Annotated in this window: 9 protein-coding genes and 1 pseudogene; 7 read left to right on the top strand and 3 right to left on the bottom strand. The window is 66.1% G+C overall.

The features are described from left to right. Both AB2L57_RS09595 and AB2L57_RS09600 read right to left on the bottom strand, forming a co-directional pair. A pseudogene (locus AB2L57_RS09595) lies at positions 1 to 1,211 on the bottom strand (integrase core domain-containing protein). Between the two features lie 491 nt (positions 1,212 to 1,702). Continuing rightward, complete coding sequence (locus AB2L57_RS09600) at positions 1,703 to 1,939, bottom strand: hypothetical protein (protein ID WP_409046952.1); 237 nt, start codon at positions 1,937 to 1,939, stop codon at positions 1,703 to 1,705. A 54-nt stretch (positions 1,940 to 1,993) separates the two neighbouring features. Here AB2L57_RS09600 and AB2L57_RS09605 point away from each other — a divergent pair, with 54 nt between their 5' ends. The 4 genes from AB2L57_RS09605 (at position 1,994) to AB2L57_RS09620 (ending at position 8,583) form a co-directional block, all read left to right on the top strand. Then, positions 1,994 to 3,103 (top strand): hypothetical protein, encoded by a 1,110-nt coding sequence (locus AB2L57_RS09605; protein WP_409046953.1) that lies wholly within the window; start codon positions 1,994 to 1,996, stop codon positions 3,101 to 3,103. A gap of 677 nt (positions 3,104 to 3,780) precedes the next feature. Next, positions 3,781 to 4,806, top strand: a complete 1,026-nt coding sequence (locus AB2L57_RS09610) for a hypothetical protein (protein ID WP_409046954.1) — start codon at positions 3,781 to 3,783, stop codon at positions 4,804 to 4,806. 403 nt (positions 4,807 to 5,209) lie between these two features. Next, positions 5,210 to 6,931: a hypothetical protein gene (locus AB2L57_RS09615; protein ID WP_409046955.1), complete on the top strand. Its 1,722-nt coding sequence runs from the start codon at positions 5,210 to 5,212 to the stop codon at positions 6,929 to 6,931. Then, positions 6,928 to 8,583, top strand: coding sequence for a hypothetical protein (locus tag AB2L57_RS09620; protein WP_409046956.1), 1,656 nt, complete (start codon positions 6,928 to 6,930; stop codon positions 8,581 to 8,583). The genes AB2L57_RS09615 and AB2L57_RS09620 overlap by 4 nt, the downstream gene beginning before the upstream one ends. Here the strand turns inward: AB2L57_RS09620 and AB2L57_RS09625 are convergent. Continuing rightward, positions 8,564 to 12,619, bottom strand: a complete 4,056-nt coding sequence (locus AB2L57_RS09625) for a CHAT domain-containing protein (RefSeq protein ID WP_409046957.1) — start codon at positions 12,617 to 12,619, stop codon at positions 8,564 to 8,566. The two genes, AB2L57_RS09620 and AB2L57_RS09625, sit on opposite strands and share 20 nt — an antisense overlap. A gap of 1,137 nt (positions 12,620 to 13,756) precedes the next feature. Between AB2L57_RS09625 and AB2L57_RS09630 the strand changes: the two genes are divergently transcribed. The 3 genes from AB2L57_RS09630 to AB2L57_RS09640 are packed head-to-tail and all read left to right on the top strand — an operon-like array spanning position 13,757 to position 16,838. Further along, positions 13,757 to 14,455, top strand: coding sequence for a hypothetical protein (locus AB2L57_RS09630; RefSeq protein WP_409046958.1), 699 nt, complete (start codon positions 13,757 to 13,759; stop codon positions 14,453 to 14,455). Then, on the top strand, positions 14,452 to 15,597 hold the full coding sequence (locus AB2L57_RS09635) for an AAA family ATPase (RefSeq protein ID WP_409046959.1): 1,146 nt from the start codon (positions 14,452 to 14,454) through the stop codon (positions 15,595 to 15,597). The genes AB2L57_RS09630 and AB2L57_RS09635 overlap by 4 nt, the downstream gene beginning before the upstream one ends. After that, positions 15,594 to 16,838 carry a DUF2201 family putative metallopeptidase gene (locus tag AB2L57_RS09640; RefSeq protein ID WP_409046960.1) on the top strand — a complete coding sequence of 415 codons (1,245 nt, stop codon included), beginning with the start codon at positions 15,594 to 15,596 and terminating at the stop codon, positions 16,836 to 16,838. The genes AB2L57_RS09635 and AB2L57_RS09640 overlap by 4 nt, the downstream gene beginning before the upstream one ends. Positions 16,839 to 16,893: the final 55 nt, after the last annotated feature.

Raw genomic sequence — 16,893 nt, forward strand, 5'->3', positions numbered from 1 at the left:
TCAGGACATCGGTGACACTTCTTGTATCAGGACATCGGTGGCAGTTCTTTGGGTTTGGGTCCGCGGGGCCTGCCGTTGCCGACGTAGCGGATGCCGGGTGGTGGCCAGAGGTGTTCGACGATGAGGGTGCCGCGTTCGTCGAAGACCATGATCCCGGCGGGCTCGTAGAGGACGAACACGTCCTGTCCGCGCATCGGGTAGCTGATGTTGAAGATGCAGCCGCGGACCTTGATTGATCCGTTCGGATGGACTGTCGCGACGCGGATCCCGTCGAGCACCCGACCGTTCGGCGAGGGTGCCGGCGGGAGCGGATCGTTCGGCTTGCGTTTGATGGTTCGAGGTCTGGGCGGGGTCGCTTTCTGTGTCGCTTCCCACGCCTGCAACGGTGTGATCCGGCCGGGCAACGCCTGATGCGGGCGTTCGGTGTTGTAGATGTGGTCGAACCGGTCGACCTGAGCCTGCAGTTCTCGGAGGTTGCCGGCGATGGGCTGCTTGTCGAGGTAGCGGAACAAGGTCTGGTGGAACCGCTCGTTCTTGCCTTGCGTGGTCGGCTTGTAGGGCTTCCCGGTGATCGGTTCGACGCCGAGCCGGGACACATACTCGACGAGCTGCCCGATGATTCCGCGGCGTGAGGGGTTCAGTGCGATGCCGTTGTCCGACAGCAGCCGCTGAGGAACACCGTGACGTTTGATCGCCTTGCGGACCACCCGGATCGCGTCTCTGGAGGTCTCGCCGACGGCGGCGTGGGACGCGACGGCGTAGCGGGAGTGGTCGTCTATGAGCTGGAAGATCACGCATTTGCGGCCGCCGGCGAGGACGTACTCGGTCGCGTCGAGCTGCCAGCATGCGTTGGGCGCCGGATACACGAACCGGCGATACGCGGCCCGCGGCTTCTTCCTCGGCTCGACTCGGGCGACACCGGCCTCCCGGAAGATCCGCGCCAGAGCAGCGATCGACGGCACCGGTGCCATCCCCAGGGCGATCATCTTGTCGTGCACGCTGATCGGCCCGTGATCCAGCCCGGACTCCTCCAGCGCGCGCCGCACCCCCACTGCCTGAACCTTGACGTCGTCGGCGATGGCCGTCGGGCTGGACTTCGGTCGCCGGCTCCGCGGCTCGAGCGCCGCGGCCTGCCCCTCGACGAGGGCGCGATTGCGGATCGCGTAGAACGTCTTCCGCGAGATCGAATGCTCCGCGCAGAACGTCGTCACTACCCCACGCGGCGCATCCGGCGGCCACTGCGCGATCGCGAGACGGACACGAGGATCGACAGGCTCAACACGGCTCATCCCTCACAAATAGAGGAGAAGTGTCACCACCAAACAGCCCCGAACTGTCACCGATGTCCTGATGCAGACTCGTCACCGATGTCGTGAGACATGACATCCTGGCAAGGACCTTCGTCGGCACGAATGGCGAGGAGGCTGGGCTCGCTGCGCTTCGGGCGACGGTGCGAGGGTGGGGTGCCGGGCTGGTGCTGCGCGAGGTCAGCGTGGATGAGTGTGCCCGAGCGGGGGCACTCTCCGTCAGCGACCTCGCGGGACACATCCGCCCTGAGGGTTGGGCGGTTTCCGCGTTGCGGCTGCCGGCGGTAGGACCGCAACCCACGCTGGGGATCGCATCCCATCCACGTCCCGTTGGTGAGCGTCCCGTGTCGCACGTCCCGCCGCGCACCGCGACCAGCATCGTCCTCGGCACGGCCCTAACGGAACTCGGCCGACGCGTGCCCGTCACGGTTGAGGCAGTCGACCTGTGTCGTCACGTGTTCGTCGAAGGCCGCAGCGGATCCGGGAAGACCACCTTCGTGACCGCCCTCGTCGCCGAACTCTCCCGCAAGGGAATCGGATGCACCCTGCTCGAGCACCACGGCACGGGTGTCGACCAGGCGCTTCGGGCTCTCGACCCGCGGGCCGCTGACCGTGCGATCGTCGTGCGACACGGTGATGCCTCCGCACCGGCCGGCGTCAACCTCTTCGACGAGAGCGACCGTGACGTGCGGGAGCAGATGACGGCGGAATTCATCGAGCTCGTGCAGGCCATCTTCGACCCGCGGAACGAAGGAATCGTCGGGCCCCGCTGGCGGCGTTGGTTCTCGCTGCTCTGCGACGCGGTCGCCGCATACTTCGGTTCCGATGCGACGTTGCTGCACCTGCTCGCCGTCGCCTCAGACCCCGCGCTGGTCAAGAAGCTCGCCTTGCGGGTGGCGAAGACCGACCGCGATCTGGGGCTTCGGCTGCACAACGAGGTGGGCTCGCTATCCGGAGACGAAGCATCGAACCTGCCAGCGTGGGCGATCTCCAAGTTCCAACCACTCGTGGGGCAGCGGCGGATGCGCGAAATCCTTGGCCGCCCGCGTGACGCCGTCGACGTCACTCGACTCATTGACGAGGGAGGAACACTCCTTGTTGATCTCGCGGGCAGCGCCCTTGGAACCGGATCCGCGCGCATGCTCGGATCACTCTGGTTACTGAAGCACTGGGTGGCCATGGGGCGTCGTGCAGACCAGAGCCGCCCCCACGTCATCATCGTGGACGAGGCGCACCTGATGACCTTTGGGGCGCTACCCGCGATGCTCGCCGAAGCGCGCAAGTTTGGTATCGGGGTCGTGGTTGTCAGTCAGAGCATCGAGAGCCTTTCGCCCGCACTGCAGAGCGCAATCGAAGCCAACGTCGGCACGTTCTTCTCCTACCGACTGGGCCTCAACACCGCCGGACGCGCGTCAGCGCGATTTGAGGGATGGCCCGCGCAGGAGCTCGTGCGGCTTCCCGACCTCCGTGCAGCCACGACGCTGACACGCGGAGGTCTGCAAACCGAACCGTTCCTTCTCACCACAACACGACCCGCAATCGATGACGCGGACGCATACGCCCAAGCGGCGGCCGTCGACGCGCGGTGCGCCGCTACCTGGAGTTCCCTCGCGGGACAGACCGTCAGCGACGCGGACGTTGCCTCAGCACTTGCGTCCCCGCAAACGCCCCGACCCGAGGCGACTGTTTCGGTACCGAGCGACACCGGCCGGCCCTCATTCCTCCAGGACTGGCTCACAGCGCGCGTTTCCCACTCCGCCGGGCACGACTCCCCGGTCGATTCGTCGAGCCATTGAAGGCCGACCTGGGGACACCGTCGCTCCTGGGTTTGTGCATGACGCGCCCAGCCGCTGCCGCAACGGTTAGAGCTTCCCGCACGGGGGTCTGCTATGGCCGCGCGATGGCTGGTGTTTTGCCGACTCTGAGCGGCGAGGGCTCGGTCGAAAGCCCGTGTGATCGCGTTCGCGAGAAGCTCCTGCGGCGCGGGCTTCGGGAGAGCTGCTTCGAGTTCGGTGATTAGTGAGTCGCCGACCCCGCTCAGGGTGCCGCCCACCTGGGTCCCGCCGCCTAGTCGTCGATCGACCAGTGAGACCATGCGGTGGTGTCGCCGAAGTCCGTCGCCCTTCCACAGGACGACCGGTGCCGTATGGTCCCGATACACCACCTCAATCGGCCTCCTAGCCTTCGCGCTGGGGCCGCGGACGCTGCTGAGGATCTCGTGACCTCCGTCGTATGTAAGTGTGCCGATCCAGATGCCGACCCGACGCGGGGACGAAGCAACGGTTGATCTGCACGCGCTCAGGGCGGCTGCGAGAGTTCGGTACGATCGACCGACAACTCTGGGGCCAGCTGCGGAGCAGCCAATTCCCCTGTGAGAAAGCGAGTGTCCGACGTGCCTCACTCGCTGCCGACGGACGACAGGCGAGCGGCCATGCTGCTCGATACCGAGAACATCTTCCATCGACGCGATCATGTGCTCGACGTCATGCGCGAGCGGGCCATACTCCGTTCCTTGGTACTCATGGCCGAGTGGCTTCACGGACGTACGCGATCACCGGTCGGGTCCGTTCGAAGTTACGGAAAGACGGTCGATCCGGCAGTGAGGGCGTTGCTAACACTGCTGCAGACGCGCGGCCGCAATGCGATATCGACCCCACGGTCGGCGACCTTCTCGATGACCGACCGTGGGAAACGCTGGCAGTTGCTGGACTTCTCAGGGACGCTGGTGCTGCACCCCGATGTCGAGACAGACGTCGTGCACACCGACGTCACATGGGGAAAGGATCGCGGTGAGCGGCGGCTCATCCGCGACGATGAGAATCGTCGCAATACGGAGTCAGACTTTGCGCTGAAGCTCATCGGGGGAGGGGACAAGCTCCTCGTCGGATACGTCGACCAGATCGAGGATGACGACGAGCGCTGCCGCTACTACCTCGTGATTCCTCCGTCGTCGTCGGGGACGCGCGCGGCCATCGGCTCGCCCGGGGGGTTCTCCCGGCTCTCTCCCGCTCAAGTGACTGGACTGGAGGACCTAGTGAACAGGGCGGCACGACAGGCGCAGGATGCCATGGCACCACCCGTGTCACGACCGCGGCCCGAGTCGACCCGTGTCGTCAAACCGGTAGAGTCCCCTGTGGCCGAGCTCGGTCGCGTCGCGTGGGATTCGCTCGTGGGGGTATTGCCGGCACAGGCGGAGTGGACGGAGAGGCTCGGCGTGCAGATCGCCTCGGCCGCTCGGCGTGGACTCGCCGAACCTTCTCTCCGGGAGCGACTTTCGCGCACCCAATCCACTACAGGAGGCGCGACCGTGTCCCGGCTGGAGAATGGGTCCGCCAGCCGATCTGAACTCCAAGCAGTCATCTCGGCCGCGGTGCTCTTCGACGTCGCCAGAGAGGCGGACGATCGGGTAGCGATTCGAAGGGAGATCTTTAGCTACCGCTCGCTCGGCTTCCTCAGGCCCGCCTGGGAACGCATTCAGCCGCTCCTCGGCGAGGCGTAATGACAGCCAGTGGGTGTCATCCCGACGCCCGACTATACAGCGGGTGGTGAACCGCAGAGAGTTCCCTCGTTGCTGATGATCTGTACCACGCGGCGCGGTCGTCGTCGGCAGCGCGACCCCTATGAGGCTTAACTCGTCGAAGGTGTCACGGTTGCTCATCGGTGATCCTCCTGAAGGACGAGAGCCTCTTCGCGCTCCGTACGTCGTGGGTGCATCGGGATCGGCGATCTTGATAAATGGCCGATATCGATCGAGGAAGTCAGTGCCAATTGATATGAATGCCGCGTCGAGTTCGCGGGAGCAGCCTACGACTTCGGTACGATCGGGACGGGAATGTCAGGGCCCGCGATGGGTGAGGCTCGCACATCCAGGGAGCAGGTGCGGTGTGCCTCTGAGTGCTGTCGTGATCGTCGAGGCGTGGGCTGCGCTGGGCGTGCAAGCCCGCGATTACCGACCGATGACGAGCGGCGGAGTGCCGACCGATCGTGTGAAACGCACGCTGTTCACACGGATCTTTGATAGGGAGATCAAAGCCGAGTTACAGCGCGCCGAGGTATCTCATGTCATCGCGGATGAGGCGGCTCGACAACTGATCGCCGTATCCGACCGTCTCGACCGTACGGCTCGCTGGCATAAGGCCCTGCGTGATGCCTATTACCTTCTGCCGAAGGACGAACGGTTCCTCCCCGACGCCGTGGAGGGCCTCTTCGTTCCTGCTTGGGAGGAATCGGACAGCCCGAATGCGCCCGACGAGGAGTCAGCGCAGGAAGTCATCGCGCGACTGACTCTACGCACCGGCAATTTCTCGGTGTTCCAGATCGATCGTCTGCTTGCGGACCCGGGGGTGCGAGAGGATCTGGAGCGCATCCTGGACCAGGCGTGGGACGGCGCCGCAGAGCACGAAGAACTCGGCGGCGCGGACGCGCGCGATGTGCAGCGTCAGTTGGCCGCATTCTGCGCAGATCTCGTGCCCGTTCGCGACCACTTTTCCACCGAGGTCATCGAGGCGTGGACTCGCCTATCCCAGGATCCTCGACTTCCACGCTCGATCGGCCCGCGCGGCATTCAACTCACTCTGGGGGCATCGCCCGCACAGCCGGCGCTCGACCGTGCCGAGGACTCCGCGGCTGACGAGGCGCACTGGTCGCTCGCGGCATCTGCATATCGCCCGCTCGATGACACATTGCGCGGACGGCTGGGCAAAGTCCTCCGGAAGCCGCCGCATCCATTCGATCTGACTCCTACTGCGTGGGACGGGCTCGAGCGCGCGGCGCGCGTCTCGGCTCAAACCTTCGGCCTGGGGAGCGACGCGGCGCGATCTGCACTCACAATCGGAGCCTTTGCATACCTGGGGGTCACCGTCGATCGACGCGGAAACTCGGGAAAGCTGCCGCCGGGTGCAATTGCGTACCTCGCGACCTGCTGGCGCAATGCTGGAGCCGTGTCCGCGCAGGTCGCTCGCAACGGTGCCGTCGCATTTTCCGATGCGCAGGACTTTATCGAGAACCCACATGAGTACCTCGTGGGGCGGCTGTGGGTACGGCTGTCACGTACCGATTACGACGGTCACATGGTCGCGACGCCCGCAGAGTTGTGGTGGCACGTGGTCAAGGCGCTGCAGTCGTCGGCGAATCATGTCAGTGAACTCGGCATGCGCATCGCGCGCGAGGGTATGGGCTTCGTCTCTACCGACAACCTCGAACACGCGGGAGAGGAGATCCAGGAAGAGCACGACTTGCGCGCTGGCCTGTCGGGCGAACCCCGGGGGAGCATGAGTGTTGTGCTGCGGTTCGGCGCGGCACGCGCGGGCGTGCAGCGCGTGGAAGCCGTGGTCGCGGCGATGACTGGTCGCGGTGTAGACGCGACCCTGGAGGCCGAACCTGCGGACGTGTGGGAGAGCTGGGTCCTAGGGGTCGCGGCGCTCCGGGCGGCTCGCCGGGAGTCAGAAGAGGGACCGTTCGATGCCTCGCAAGCTCGCGCCGTGCGGACGGAGGAAATTGGAAAACTACCGACGTATGCTCAAGCGCGAGAACAAGTCCGCGCACGCAGGAAAAGTCGCCAGGATCGCGCGCAAGGCGTAGTGGAGAAGCCACGCGGAACCGAGACACGGGAGGAGGCATCATGATTGTCCGCAGCGTCGTCGTCGGGCGTGGTGAGCAAGGTGGACTGCGGATTGCGCCCGACAATTTTGTACCCGGCGGAGGCGTCCTGAGCCAGGTCCTCCCCGTAGCTGGCGGCCTCATCGAGGTCAATGTGGGAGCGCCCGACTTGGGGCTCGCCGCCCTGATATCTGATCTCGATGCGTCCGCCTGGTGGGTGCCGTTCGTGTTCGGCGACGACGTGGCCGCGGCCCTTGCCCTGATCGATGAGGACGACAATGCAGAGGCACGTATCGTGGCGGTCTCGCCTCGCGACGAGGAGCTCGTCGAAGCTGCCCTGCGTCTCGTTTACGGATTCTGGCTTCGCAGGTGGGCGCCCCCCGGTGTGTACGGCGGACCAATTCAAGAGTGGCTCGTAGACGCAGAGCTGGGTGCACTGGCGGCGCGCGCCGAAGTACTTTTCGGCAGCGATGACGTCGCTGTCGCCCTCCTGAAAGGCAAGCATGAGCGCCTGGCCGCCGCCCTTGCCGACATCGTGCGGTCTACCGACCCGGCCGAACTGGCTGCCGTATTCACGGCCGGTACGGTCGCCGGTGTTGTGCAGCGCGCGGCGTTCGCCGCGGCGGACCTTATGGATCCGGACGCGCCCGGCGGGGACGTTCTGGCGAGTTCGGTCGATGCGCTTCGCTCCGCTCTGCGGACCGTGCCCCCCGACTCGACGAGTCCTGTCGCCTCGGATGTCGAATTGGCGGTCCACGACGCGGTGGAGCGCTCCCTCGCTGATCTCAAGGAGAGCCTGCGTGGCTTTCGTCAGGAGGTCTTCGCGCTCACGACGAGTGCAGTCCACGGTCCCACCGAGGGCAGTGGACCCGTTGACTGGACGGCTGTGCACCCACGCCAGCTCTCCAACGGCGAGGACAGCATCAGCTGGGCGGTCGACGTTTCACACGACGAGCCCGTCGTAATCGTCACGGCCGCCGCTCCTGCCGCGTTGGTCACCATCCCGATCGAACCGGGCGAACTCTATGCCAGGGTGGACGTCGACGGCGAGATCCGTGTTGCGGCTTTCGAATACGACCCGGTCGATGAGTTCTTCGTCGCTCGTTGTGCTGTCGCCAGCGGAATCGGCGCCCTCGTATCCGTCTACTCAGACCTCTACGGGTCCGGCGGACGCAGCGCCCTGGATGCGGACCAGGTGCGATCTGTGAGGGCGGTCGTCTATGCCGTGTCGTCGAGGCGCGCCCGGGATATCCGAGAGGAATCTGCTTTGATACTCCCGTTCGCCTTCGAACGGCTGGCCGTCGGGCTCGATCAGGACGCACGGGCGGAGCGGGCGGTCGCCACGGCAGTTGATGAGATTGATCTAGAGTGGCTAGTTCTCTCGGAGTCGACGAGTACGCTCAGGGGCGGTCCGACGCCGAGTGCTGCCGCGTCCTTCGCGGGAAGGGACCCTCGCCTTGCGATCCGCGCGACGGTGACGAGGCTCAAGGGAACGTGGCGTGTGCGCCTCATCTCTCTGGGCCATGAAGGCCCCGTCATGGTCCTTGTCCGATTCGAATCGGGAGAGGTGTATTCGCAACTGGTCGACCTACCCGGCGATGGAGAAGCGTTGATCGAGATGCCCGCCTCATCTGGAGACCTGCCGGTCGCAATGCGGCTCACAGCGATCGATCGGTGAAATACCATCGCTCGGGACGAGTCTGAGGATCGATGCCCGTTGCTTCGTAGACGCTGAGCGCGGCTGAATGTGATAGCGACGTCAGCGGGGGGATTCCCGTGTGTTCCCAGCCCGGATGATCCAGCTCGAGCATAAGAGCGAGGGGTTCTGACCGCCTCGTGTCGCGTCCGGTGAGCGCTCTGCTCACCCTCGCTGTCGTCCCCGGACGTCGGAGCAACGCGGCAGCGACATGATCCACGTTGAGCACTTGATGGTGATGGACGAGAGCGATCCTGGATGCTTCGGCAAGAACCGCGAGGGTCTCGGCGTCGATCCCCGCGAGGGGCCCGCTGACCGGCCGGTTGAGCGCGCGGCCGACGCGGAGGCGGAGGAACATGTGGAGTCCGAGGCGGCGCCACGGAGAGCGCGCACGTACCCATAAGGCGTCCCACCCCCAAGCGTGCACGGCATCCCAGAGATCACGGACAGTGATCGCGTCCTCTCGGCGGTACGAGGCGATGTGCGCTGCGTTGTCCAAAAGCTTAAAGACGGAAGAGTCCACCCAGCTGCGCACGGAGCGTTCAGTGTGGGCTGCCATCATCGGACGCGCAGCGAAGCTCCCGATGCCGATGTGACCGGCCCACTCCCCGGGGGCACCTCTCTCACCCCGGGTCTCACGCCACTCGGCGAGTTGTGCGAGCTGGGCGTGGCGCAGGGCGCGATGAACAGGCGTTGTTCCGAGGTTCTCCACCAGCCGCCGATCTGCTGCGGCGCTGTCCACGATCGGGAACGATGTCACGACCGCGCGGGTCGCCCCCGACCAGAGCACGCCGGGGCCCAGGGTCGACCACTCCCCGGCTGTGGTGTTCTGCAGATCGCCGCTGCCGCAGGCGAGGAGCAGTGTTGTGCGCGGGAAGACAGGACCCCCTGACGGCGCATCAAGAGCAATCACCTTGTCCGGTCTGAACTCGTCCGGGCCTCCTAGCGACAGTGCCGCACGAGCGTCGTCTGTTCGGACGATCGTCGTGTGACCGGCGAAGACGAAGGTGCTGTCGCCCGGGACACGGTCCATCAGGGAGGTCACATCGCCGATGGAGGGATCGTCCGCAGAGGTCAGGACCCGTGCATCGGAAGGAAAGGAGTCGACGATCATCCGTGCCTGCGGGAGATCGCCGCCGGGGTCGATGACCGCTCCTCGGACCGGTGCCGCCGGAGCCTCTGCATCGCTCCCGGCTATGGCCTCAACTGTCAGCTCCGTGACGGCGAAGCGCGCCGCGATATCCGCCAGGAGAGCGATCGGCGGGGCTATCGCGATTCGGGCGCTCTCTACAAGCCTGAGATCGCCGCCGTCAATGACGACGGCCGCCCAGGGGACGTGACCGTACTCCACGGCTGGCGCGATGACCAGGTTGACCGGGGCCGCGCGCTCGATCGCCTCGCGCACAGGGAGCGGAATCAGGGCACCGAGCCGGCGCATGAGGTCTCGTTCGTGTGCTATCGGTCCAGTGAGGAAGACGCTCTCCGCTGTGCGCACGGCGAAGTCGTCCGGGTCCTCGCCCGGGAGAGGGATTGGAAGGGCGTCCCGCAGAGCGGCGAGTGCGGCGGAAATCGCCCCTAACGTTTCCCTCCCGCCCATGACGGGCTTTCCAGGCCGTACCAGCGTCCAGTACATGAAGCCCTGCGCACTCCAGGAAGACCACCACCATGAACCTGGACCGAGGACTGTGGAAGCGCCGGCTTCGAGATCGTAAATGAGCGGCACGGTGTCGGGCCGTTGCCAGAAGCTCTCCTCCAACGCAGAATGTCCCGCGACCCGCACGTAGGGCGGAGTGCTTCCAGTCGCCGCTCCGCGCGGGTCGCCCTGAACCCGAGCGGATTCAATGAGCTCGGCGAGGAGCCTCCAATCCTTGCCGTGAAACGCGTCGGTCATCGTCTGATGAAGCGCGGGCGCGTACACCCTCCACCAGGCCACTCGGTCAGATCGCAGGGCCATGTCGTGTCGGGTTGAGTTCAACGTGGCAAGGGCATCGACACGGCAATCCAGCGACGCCCGTCGATACTCCGGTCGATCTCGTAGGGCGTCGGCCATGGCCGACATCTCGACGGCAACTTCGAGCGGACTGCCCACCCTGAACAACGCCTCGCATCCGATCCGCCACTGTTCGAAATCCTGCGCCGGAAGCGAGTTCGAGGCAAGGAACGCGCAGCGCCGCATGGCGACGTCAGCGCGCGCCGCCTCGATTTCTGGCACCTGGGGGGTGCCGCCTCGCTCGACGAGCGTTCCCTCGGAAATGCTCCGGCGGGAAGTGGTTCCGAGAATCGCGGCGGACGTCAGTAGCCTGTCGGCGAGCGCTGGATTCTCGTCGATCAGGCTGGAGCCAGCGAGCCTGAGCAGCCGGATAGCGGGCACCAGTGCGCGTCTGCTCGGGGCTGTCGGGATGAGACCGACGATTCCGACAGGCCGCCCGGCTTTAGCATCGACTTCCGCGAGGAAAAGTGCGATATTCGTGCGGAGCGCAGGGTTGGCTTTCGCTATCCCTTCGATGAGCTTCTTGGCGCCGAGCTGCGCTCCCTCCACATTCTCGAGCTGATGAAAGGCCCGGGCGACGACGAGGGTGCGCAATAGCGGTTCGTTGGGAGGAAACTCATCGCGGAGCTCTAACGCGGCAGCGGCGCGCCCCGCCTCGAGCAGCGCCCAGGCGCGCAGCATCTGTACGCCCGCGGCGCGAGTGCGCTGGCCCTCCGAGAGCGACGCGATCCACGCATCGAGCATGCGCGAGGCAGTGGCTGCCTGCCCGAGTTGAACGAGGCGACGTGCGCGCAGGACGACGAGGGCTCCCGAGAGCGGCCGCACGCCAGGGAAGGAGACCGGGGCGGCAACCGGAAGGGGAGTGATGCGTCGCAGGTACACGCTGAGGAGGCGTGCCGCGACTCCCACGACGATTGTGAGGACGGGAAGGGTCGGAGCGATGCCGAAGACGATGACGAGGGCCGCCGCGTAGAGGACTCCGGTAAAGGTCCGCCCGAGTGCGACGAGGACATAGAGTGCGGCGAAAGCAGGCCATGCCGGAGATACCTCGGCGACACCCAAGAAGATTGGGATGCCTATCGCGAGCAATGCGATCATTCGCAGCGTCCGATCCCGGATCGGATATCGCATCGGCAGCCGGAGGGCGCGGATATAGGCGTGGCGCGCGTCGCCGCTTCGTTTCATCGCCGGCCCATAGGCGCGAGCAGATCTGGCCTGTATGTCCTCGCCCACGATTGCCACGACCTCAAGGACCACGTGCGACAGCACGAGGAGCTCCGCGACGGGCCAGAGTCGGAACAGAGACGCCACGCTGGCCAGGATGATGAGGTTCGGCCAGCGACTTCGCAAGCCTAGGGGGAGACGAGTGATCCCCGGAGCGTCGACGAGCGCGCTGTCACGCAGGGGGACCAGCACTGCGAACGCGATGGGCCACGCGACGAACGCGCCGGATCGAGCAGCAAGTGTCGCCAGAGCGATGCAGAGGGCGATTCGAAGAACGGGATCGACCCAGGGCGCGATGAGCTGCATCCGGTACCAGGGTTCGACGTAGCCGAAGGAAATCTCTCCCTCGTGCGCGTCCGCTGTCGCTGCGAGCTCCATCTCCTCTAGGTATCGATTCAGAATGGAGGGCGAGCCCTCAAGCTCCGCCAGATGAAATGCCTCCGTGACTACCCCGACGCAGCGCGAGACCGCGTCGGCGGCCTGCCGGGACGACACAGCGAGAGCGACCGCGATGTGCGCAACCGTCACCATGTCCGCCCCATACGCGCGTGCCACTGTCTGGGCGACCCCACATACGTGCGCAAGATCGTGCGGTGTCGTGAATTGCCCGGACCAGCGGAGACCCTCTAGCTCAGACGCCTCCAGTTTTACCTCGACACGAGACCATTCGGTATGGGCTTGAAGCCCGAGCGCCGCGATGAGGCGCGCGCGCTCCCGGGTGCGAATCGGCAGCTGGTCGACGACAGACAGGAGCCTGGTCGTGTCCTCGCTATGCGGGAGGTGGGCGGGCGCGGTCGATTCCACAGATTCTCCTCCCTCGCCACATGATCATAGAGGCATGCTCACCACGCACCGGGGTCGGGGCAGCTAGCCACCTCGGGGCACGCAAGTTCGGCATCGGGGGTCGTGATCGTCCGAGCGCCTTTCGCCTGCACTGAGAGCGCGACCGAACCGAACGCCGGTGCTGTCCGTTCGTTCAAGCTGGGCCTCAAAACCGCCGCATACGCGTCAGCACGACTTGAGCTGGCCCGCTCAGGAGCTGGTGCGGCTCCCGGACCTCCGTGCCGCGACGACGGTGACGCACGGTGCGCTGCAAAGCGATCCGTTTCTCACTGCAACCCGACCCGCGATCGATGACGCGGGCGCACGCTCATGCCACGGCAATCGACTCACGGTGCACGGCCCCTGGCGCTCCCTGAGGAATGAGGTCCGGTCGGTACCTGAGCGTTACCGGCCGGACCTCATTTCTCAGGGATTGGTTCACAGGGCGCTTCACAGCAAGCCGACCCAGACGGACTGCGGGGTGCGGCCGGGTTCGCGTCGGCAGCATGACGGCGGAGCCGCTTGCCGGGATCGGTCCTCCCCATGTCGGAGACGCCGACTACGGTGCAAGGCAGGGGTCGGATGAACGGACGCGAGCTCGACGCCGCATTTGCTCCCGCACCGGGAGGTCGACCGCTAGCGTTCGCCATCGAATGCCGCACAAGCCGTGTGGCAAATCGCGGCGGGACACATCCGGTTACGATTCGGTCAGACTGGACCGTCGAGACTCCCCACGACCTGGACGCCGAACGTATCGCGATGGCCTTCGGGGGGTACACATCGTGCCTGGACCTCGTGGACGCTACGATCCCAGCCGTTCGGGAGGCTCTGGGGGCAGTTGTCCGTCGTGCCCGTTCGCCGTTGCGGCGCGACAAGCGCGGCGACTGGCGACTGGCGACTGCATCGCAGGTATCCGATTGCTGTCGATCGCGAGCGTTTCCGACCGCCGCCGCTGCGGCCACGCACGCGAGATCAACTGCGCACCTTGCACGCCTATACGGCGCACCGCATTGGCAGCTCGCCGCTGTCATCGCTGCGGCCGGGCAGGCTTGGATCGCGATCGACTCGCCGGTCGCTTCGCACCCGGCCGCCAACAGTCTCGTCCGAGAAGCCGGAGGGGTGTCGGAACTCTGGCTCGCCGGCATCCATCCCAGGGAACTTCCCGTCCTGGCGGCTGCTGCAGAAATCGTGCGCGGACCACTGCCGACTGAGTACTTCCTCGGGGTGGTATACGGCAACACAGATCTGGCGTGGATCGCCAGCGTGCTGCATCACAGACCGGATGCGGACACCGCAGCATGGCTCGCGTGGGTCGACCGCTCTGGTCGATCGACTGATCCGCGCGAATGGGGCGAATGGCTTGATCTCGGGCTTCCCAAACATGACGTGCTTACGGCCCTCGACGCAGGCATCTCTGCGACTACGGTGCCGCTGGCCGCCGCCGCGCTGAAGCGGCCAGTACGAGCGACGGGAGCCGCGATCGCGGCATGGGCGTCGGTGGGCTGCGAGCCCACGACAGCCCACTTCCAGGTGATCGCACGACACGGCGTCGAGTATACGAAACCGTCAGGGCCCGCAATCGATGCCCTGGTCGCCGCCGCTAACCGCGCGGGTGTGAGGTCCGTCGACCGTACAGAGCTTGGCGTGCTCCTCATCATCCTGGGGACGAGGGTTGCAGTGCTTCGCGCCCTATCCGATGGCATCACCACGGTCGCCGAGCTCACTGATCGGGATGCAGACCCGAGGGCAACGGAGCGTCGCGAGGGGACCCCGCCACACCGACCCGACACCATACGACGAGACAGGAACACCGCATGAGCCTCCACACACGCACCGACTACGACAATGCGCTCGAGGCGCTTGGGATCTGCGTTAGTGCGCGCATCCCGGTGCTTTTGTGGGGAAATCCTGGCGAGGGCAAGACGGCCGTTGTCGAATCCGCCGTCCAGCAGGGCTGGCATGTCGAGACGGTGATCATCACGCACAGTGAACCCTCAGACTTCGCCGGGCTTCCTGTGGTCGGATCAGACGGCTCTGTGACACTTGCCCCGCCCGCTTGGGCGAAACGCCTCGCAGCACACCCGGGGCGCTCGATCGCATTTTTCGATGAGTTCTCGACCGCGTCACCATCGCTGCAGGCCGCGGCGTTGCGCCCTCTCACCCACTACGAGGTTGGGTCGCTTCAGCTTCCGCGGTCCGTATCGTTTGTGGCTGCTGCGAACCCCGCGGACGTCGCAGCGGCGGGGTGGGAGCTCGCGGCTCCGACAGCGTCACGTTTCGTCCATCTGGACTGGGGGATGCCCCTTGATGTTTTCGCCGAGGGCATGGTGACCGGCCACTGGCCGGCACTCCCGGTTCACGCGCCGACGTTGGATCTTGACCGTCTGCTCGGTGAGGAGCGTGTGCGCGTCGCGGGTTTCCTTCGCGTGCGCGAGTCGCAACTGAGCGTCATCCCCAGCTCGGCGACGGACCGCGGCCGCGCCTTTCCTACGCCCCGGACATGGGACTACGCGGCTCGTCTCGCCGCTTTTGCGCGCGCCGTCGGCGCCAATGACGAGGTAAGGCGGATCCTCGTCGCGGGGTGCGTCGGCGACGCCGCAGCGCACGAGTACCGCCGGTGGTCGGCAGCAAACGATCTCGTTGATCCGGAGGAACTGCTTGATGATCCGTCCCTGGCTTCTTTCGAGGATGTGCGGGTCGACCGGGTGTACGTCGTACTGCAGTCCGTGCTCGCCGCGTACTCGCGACACCCGACCGTGGAGCGCTGGGAGGCGGCGATCCAGGTCGCGGCCAAGGCGGCGGAGCAGGTGGGCATCGATCCGGCGGTACCGGTCGTGCGTGCGCTCATGCGGCCCACCCTGCGCCCGGCGGGTGCCGCCGTGCCCTCGAGCGTTGCGGTCTTCGCCCCCGCGCTCGCCCTCGCCGGGCTACTTCCGACTTCGTCGGGTATGGGTCGATGAACTTGGAGAAGCTCTCGGCCGCGAAGCTGTGGCTCATCAGCGAAGTACCGCACGGTGCCAGCGACGGCGGTCCCCGCGATCTGCCTTACCTCGCTCACGCCCTCTACTCCCTTATCCCGGTGCCCGATAGTGAGGTCGAGCGCCTCACATGCGATCGCTGGTGGCGCATCTACATCAACCCGGGGTGGCTCGCGGAGTCTTCGGTGCGCGTGGTGGCCGCCGAGCTCGCACATGTGTGCTGGCACCTGCTCGCCGACCACGCCGCACGCGCACGCGACCAGAGAGTCGATCGAGCGAGCTTCTCTGCCTGGGCTCAGGCGACCGACGCGACCGTGTCACATACCCTCGCACCCGACCAGATCAATCCGACAAGACTCGTCACGGCGGTTGACCTTCGCATGCCAGCCGGGCTCTCCGCCGAGGAATACTTCGCCAAGCTGTCGGGTCTGCCAGTCGGGAGCGACGAGCCCCAGGGCGAACTCGATCCGGATGACGGTTGCGGTAGCGGCGCAGACGGGCTGCCGCGGCGCCATGAGCTGCCCGCAGACGCGGACGTGGGTGCGGTCGGCGGGTTCGACGCCGCCGAGATCCGACGGAAAGTCGCCATCGACTATCGCGCGCACTTGCGCCGGCGCGGCGATCAACCCGGAGACGCGCTTCGGTGGATCAGCTCGACCCTCGAACCTCGCGTGCCGTGGGAGCCTTTGCTCGCTGGCGCGGTGCGCCGCGCCATCGGGTGGGCAGCCGGGCGCGGAGACTTCACCTATCGGCGGCCGTCACGCCGTGCATCGAGCGTGCAAGGAATCGTGCTGCCGGGCCAGCATCGACCCGTGCCGCGACTCTCCATCATCGTCGACACGTCAGGCAGCGTCGACGACGGTCTGCTCGCGCTAGCGCTTGGCGAGGTCGACGGCGCGATCGCCGCCCTCGGCGTACCCGACGCGAACGTCACCGTCTACTCCGTCGACGCGGCCGTGCATACCGTGCAGCGGGTCCGACGCGCGCGGGACGCACGACTCGTCGGCGCGGGTGGAACCGACCTGCGGATCGGTCTGCGAGCCGTGGAAACCGAGCGACCCCGACCTGACGTGGTTGTCGTCTTCACAGACGGTGACACGCCATGGACGACCGGACCACCTTCCGGAACGGCGGTGATCGGCGCGATCCTGGGCCGGCACGGTCGACCGTTGCCCAGCACACCGCCATGGGTTATTCGCGTTGAATGTCATCTGGGCGACTGATCGGTGTGCGCGGTCAGTTGATACGAATGCCGCACACTGGGCATTTGCGGAAGCT

Source organism: Microbacterium sp. HA-8, assembly GCF_046111165.1.
In the GTDB taxonomy this organism is placed as follows: domain Bacteria; phylum Actinomycetota; class Actinomycetes; order Actinomycetales; family Microbacteriaceae; genus Microbacterium.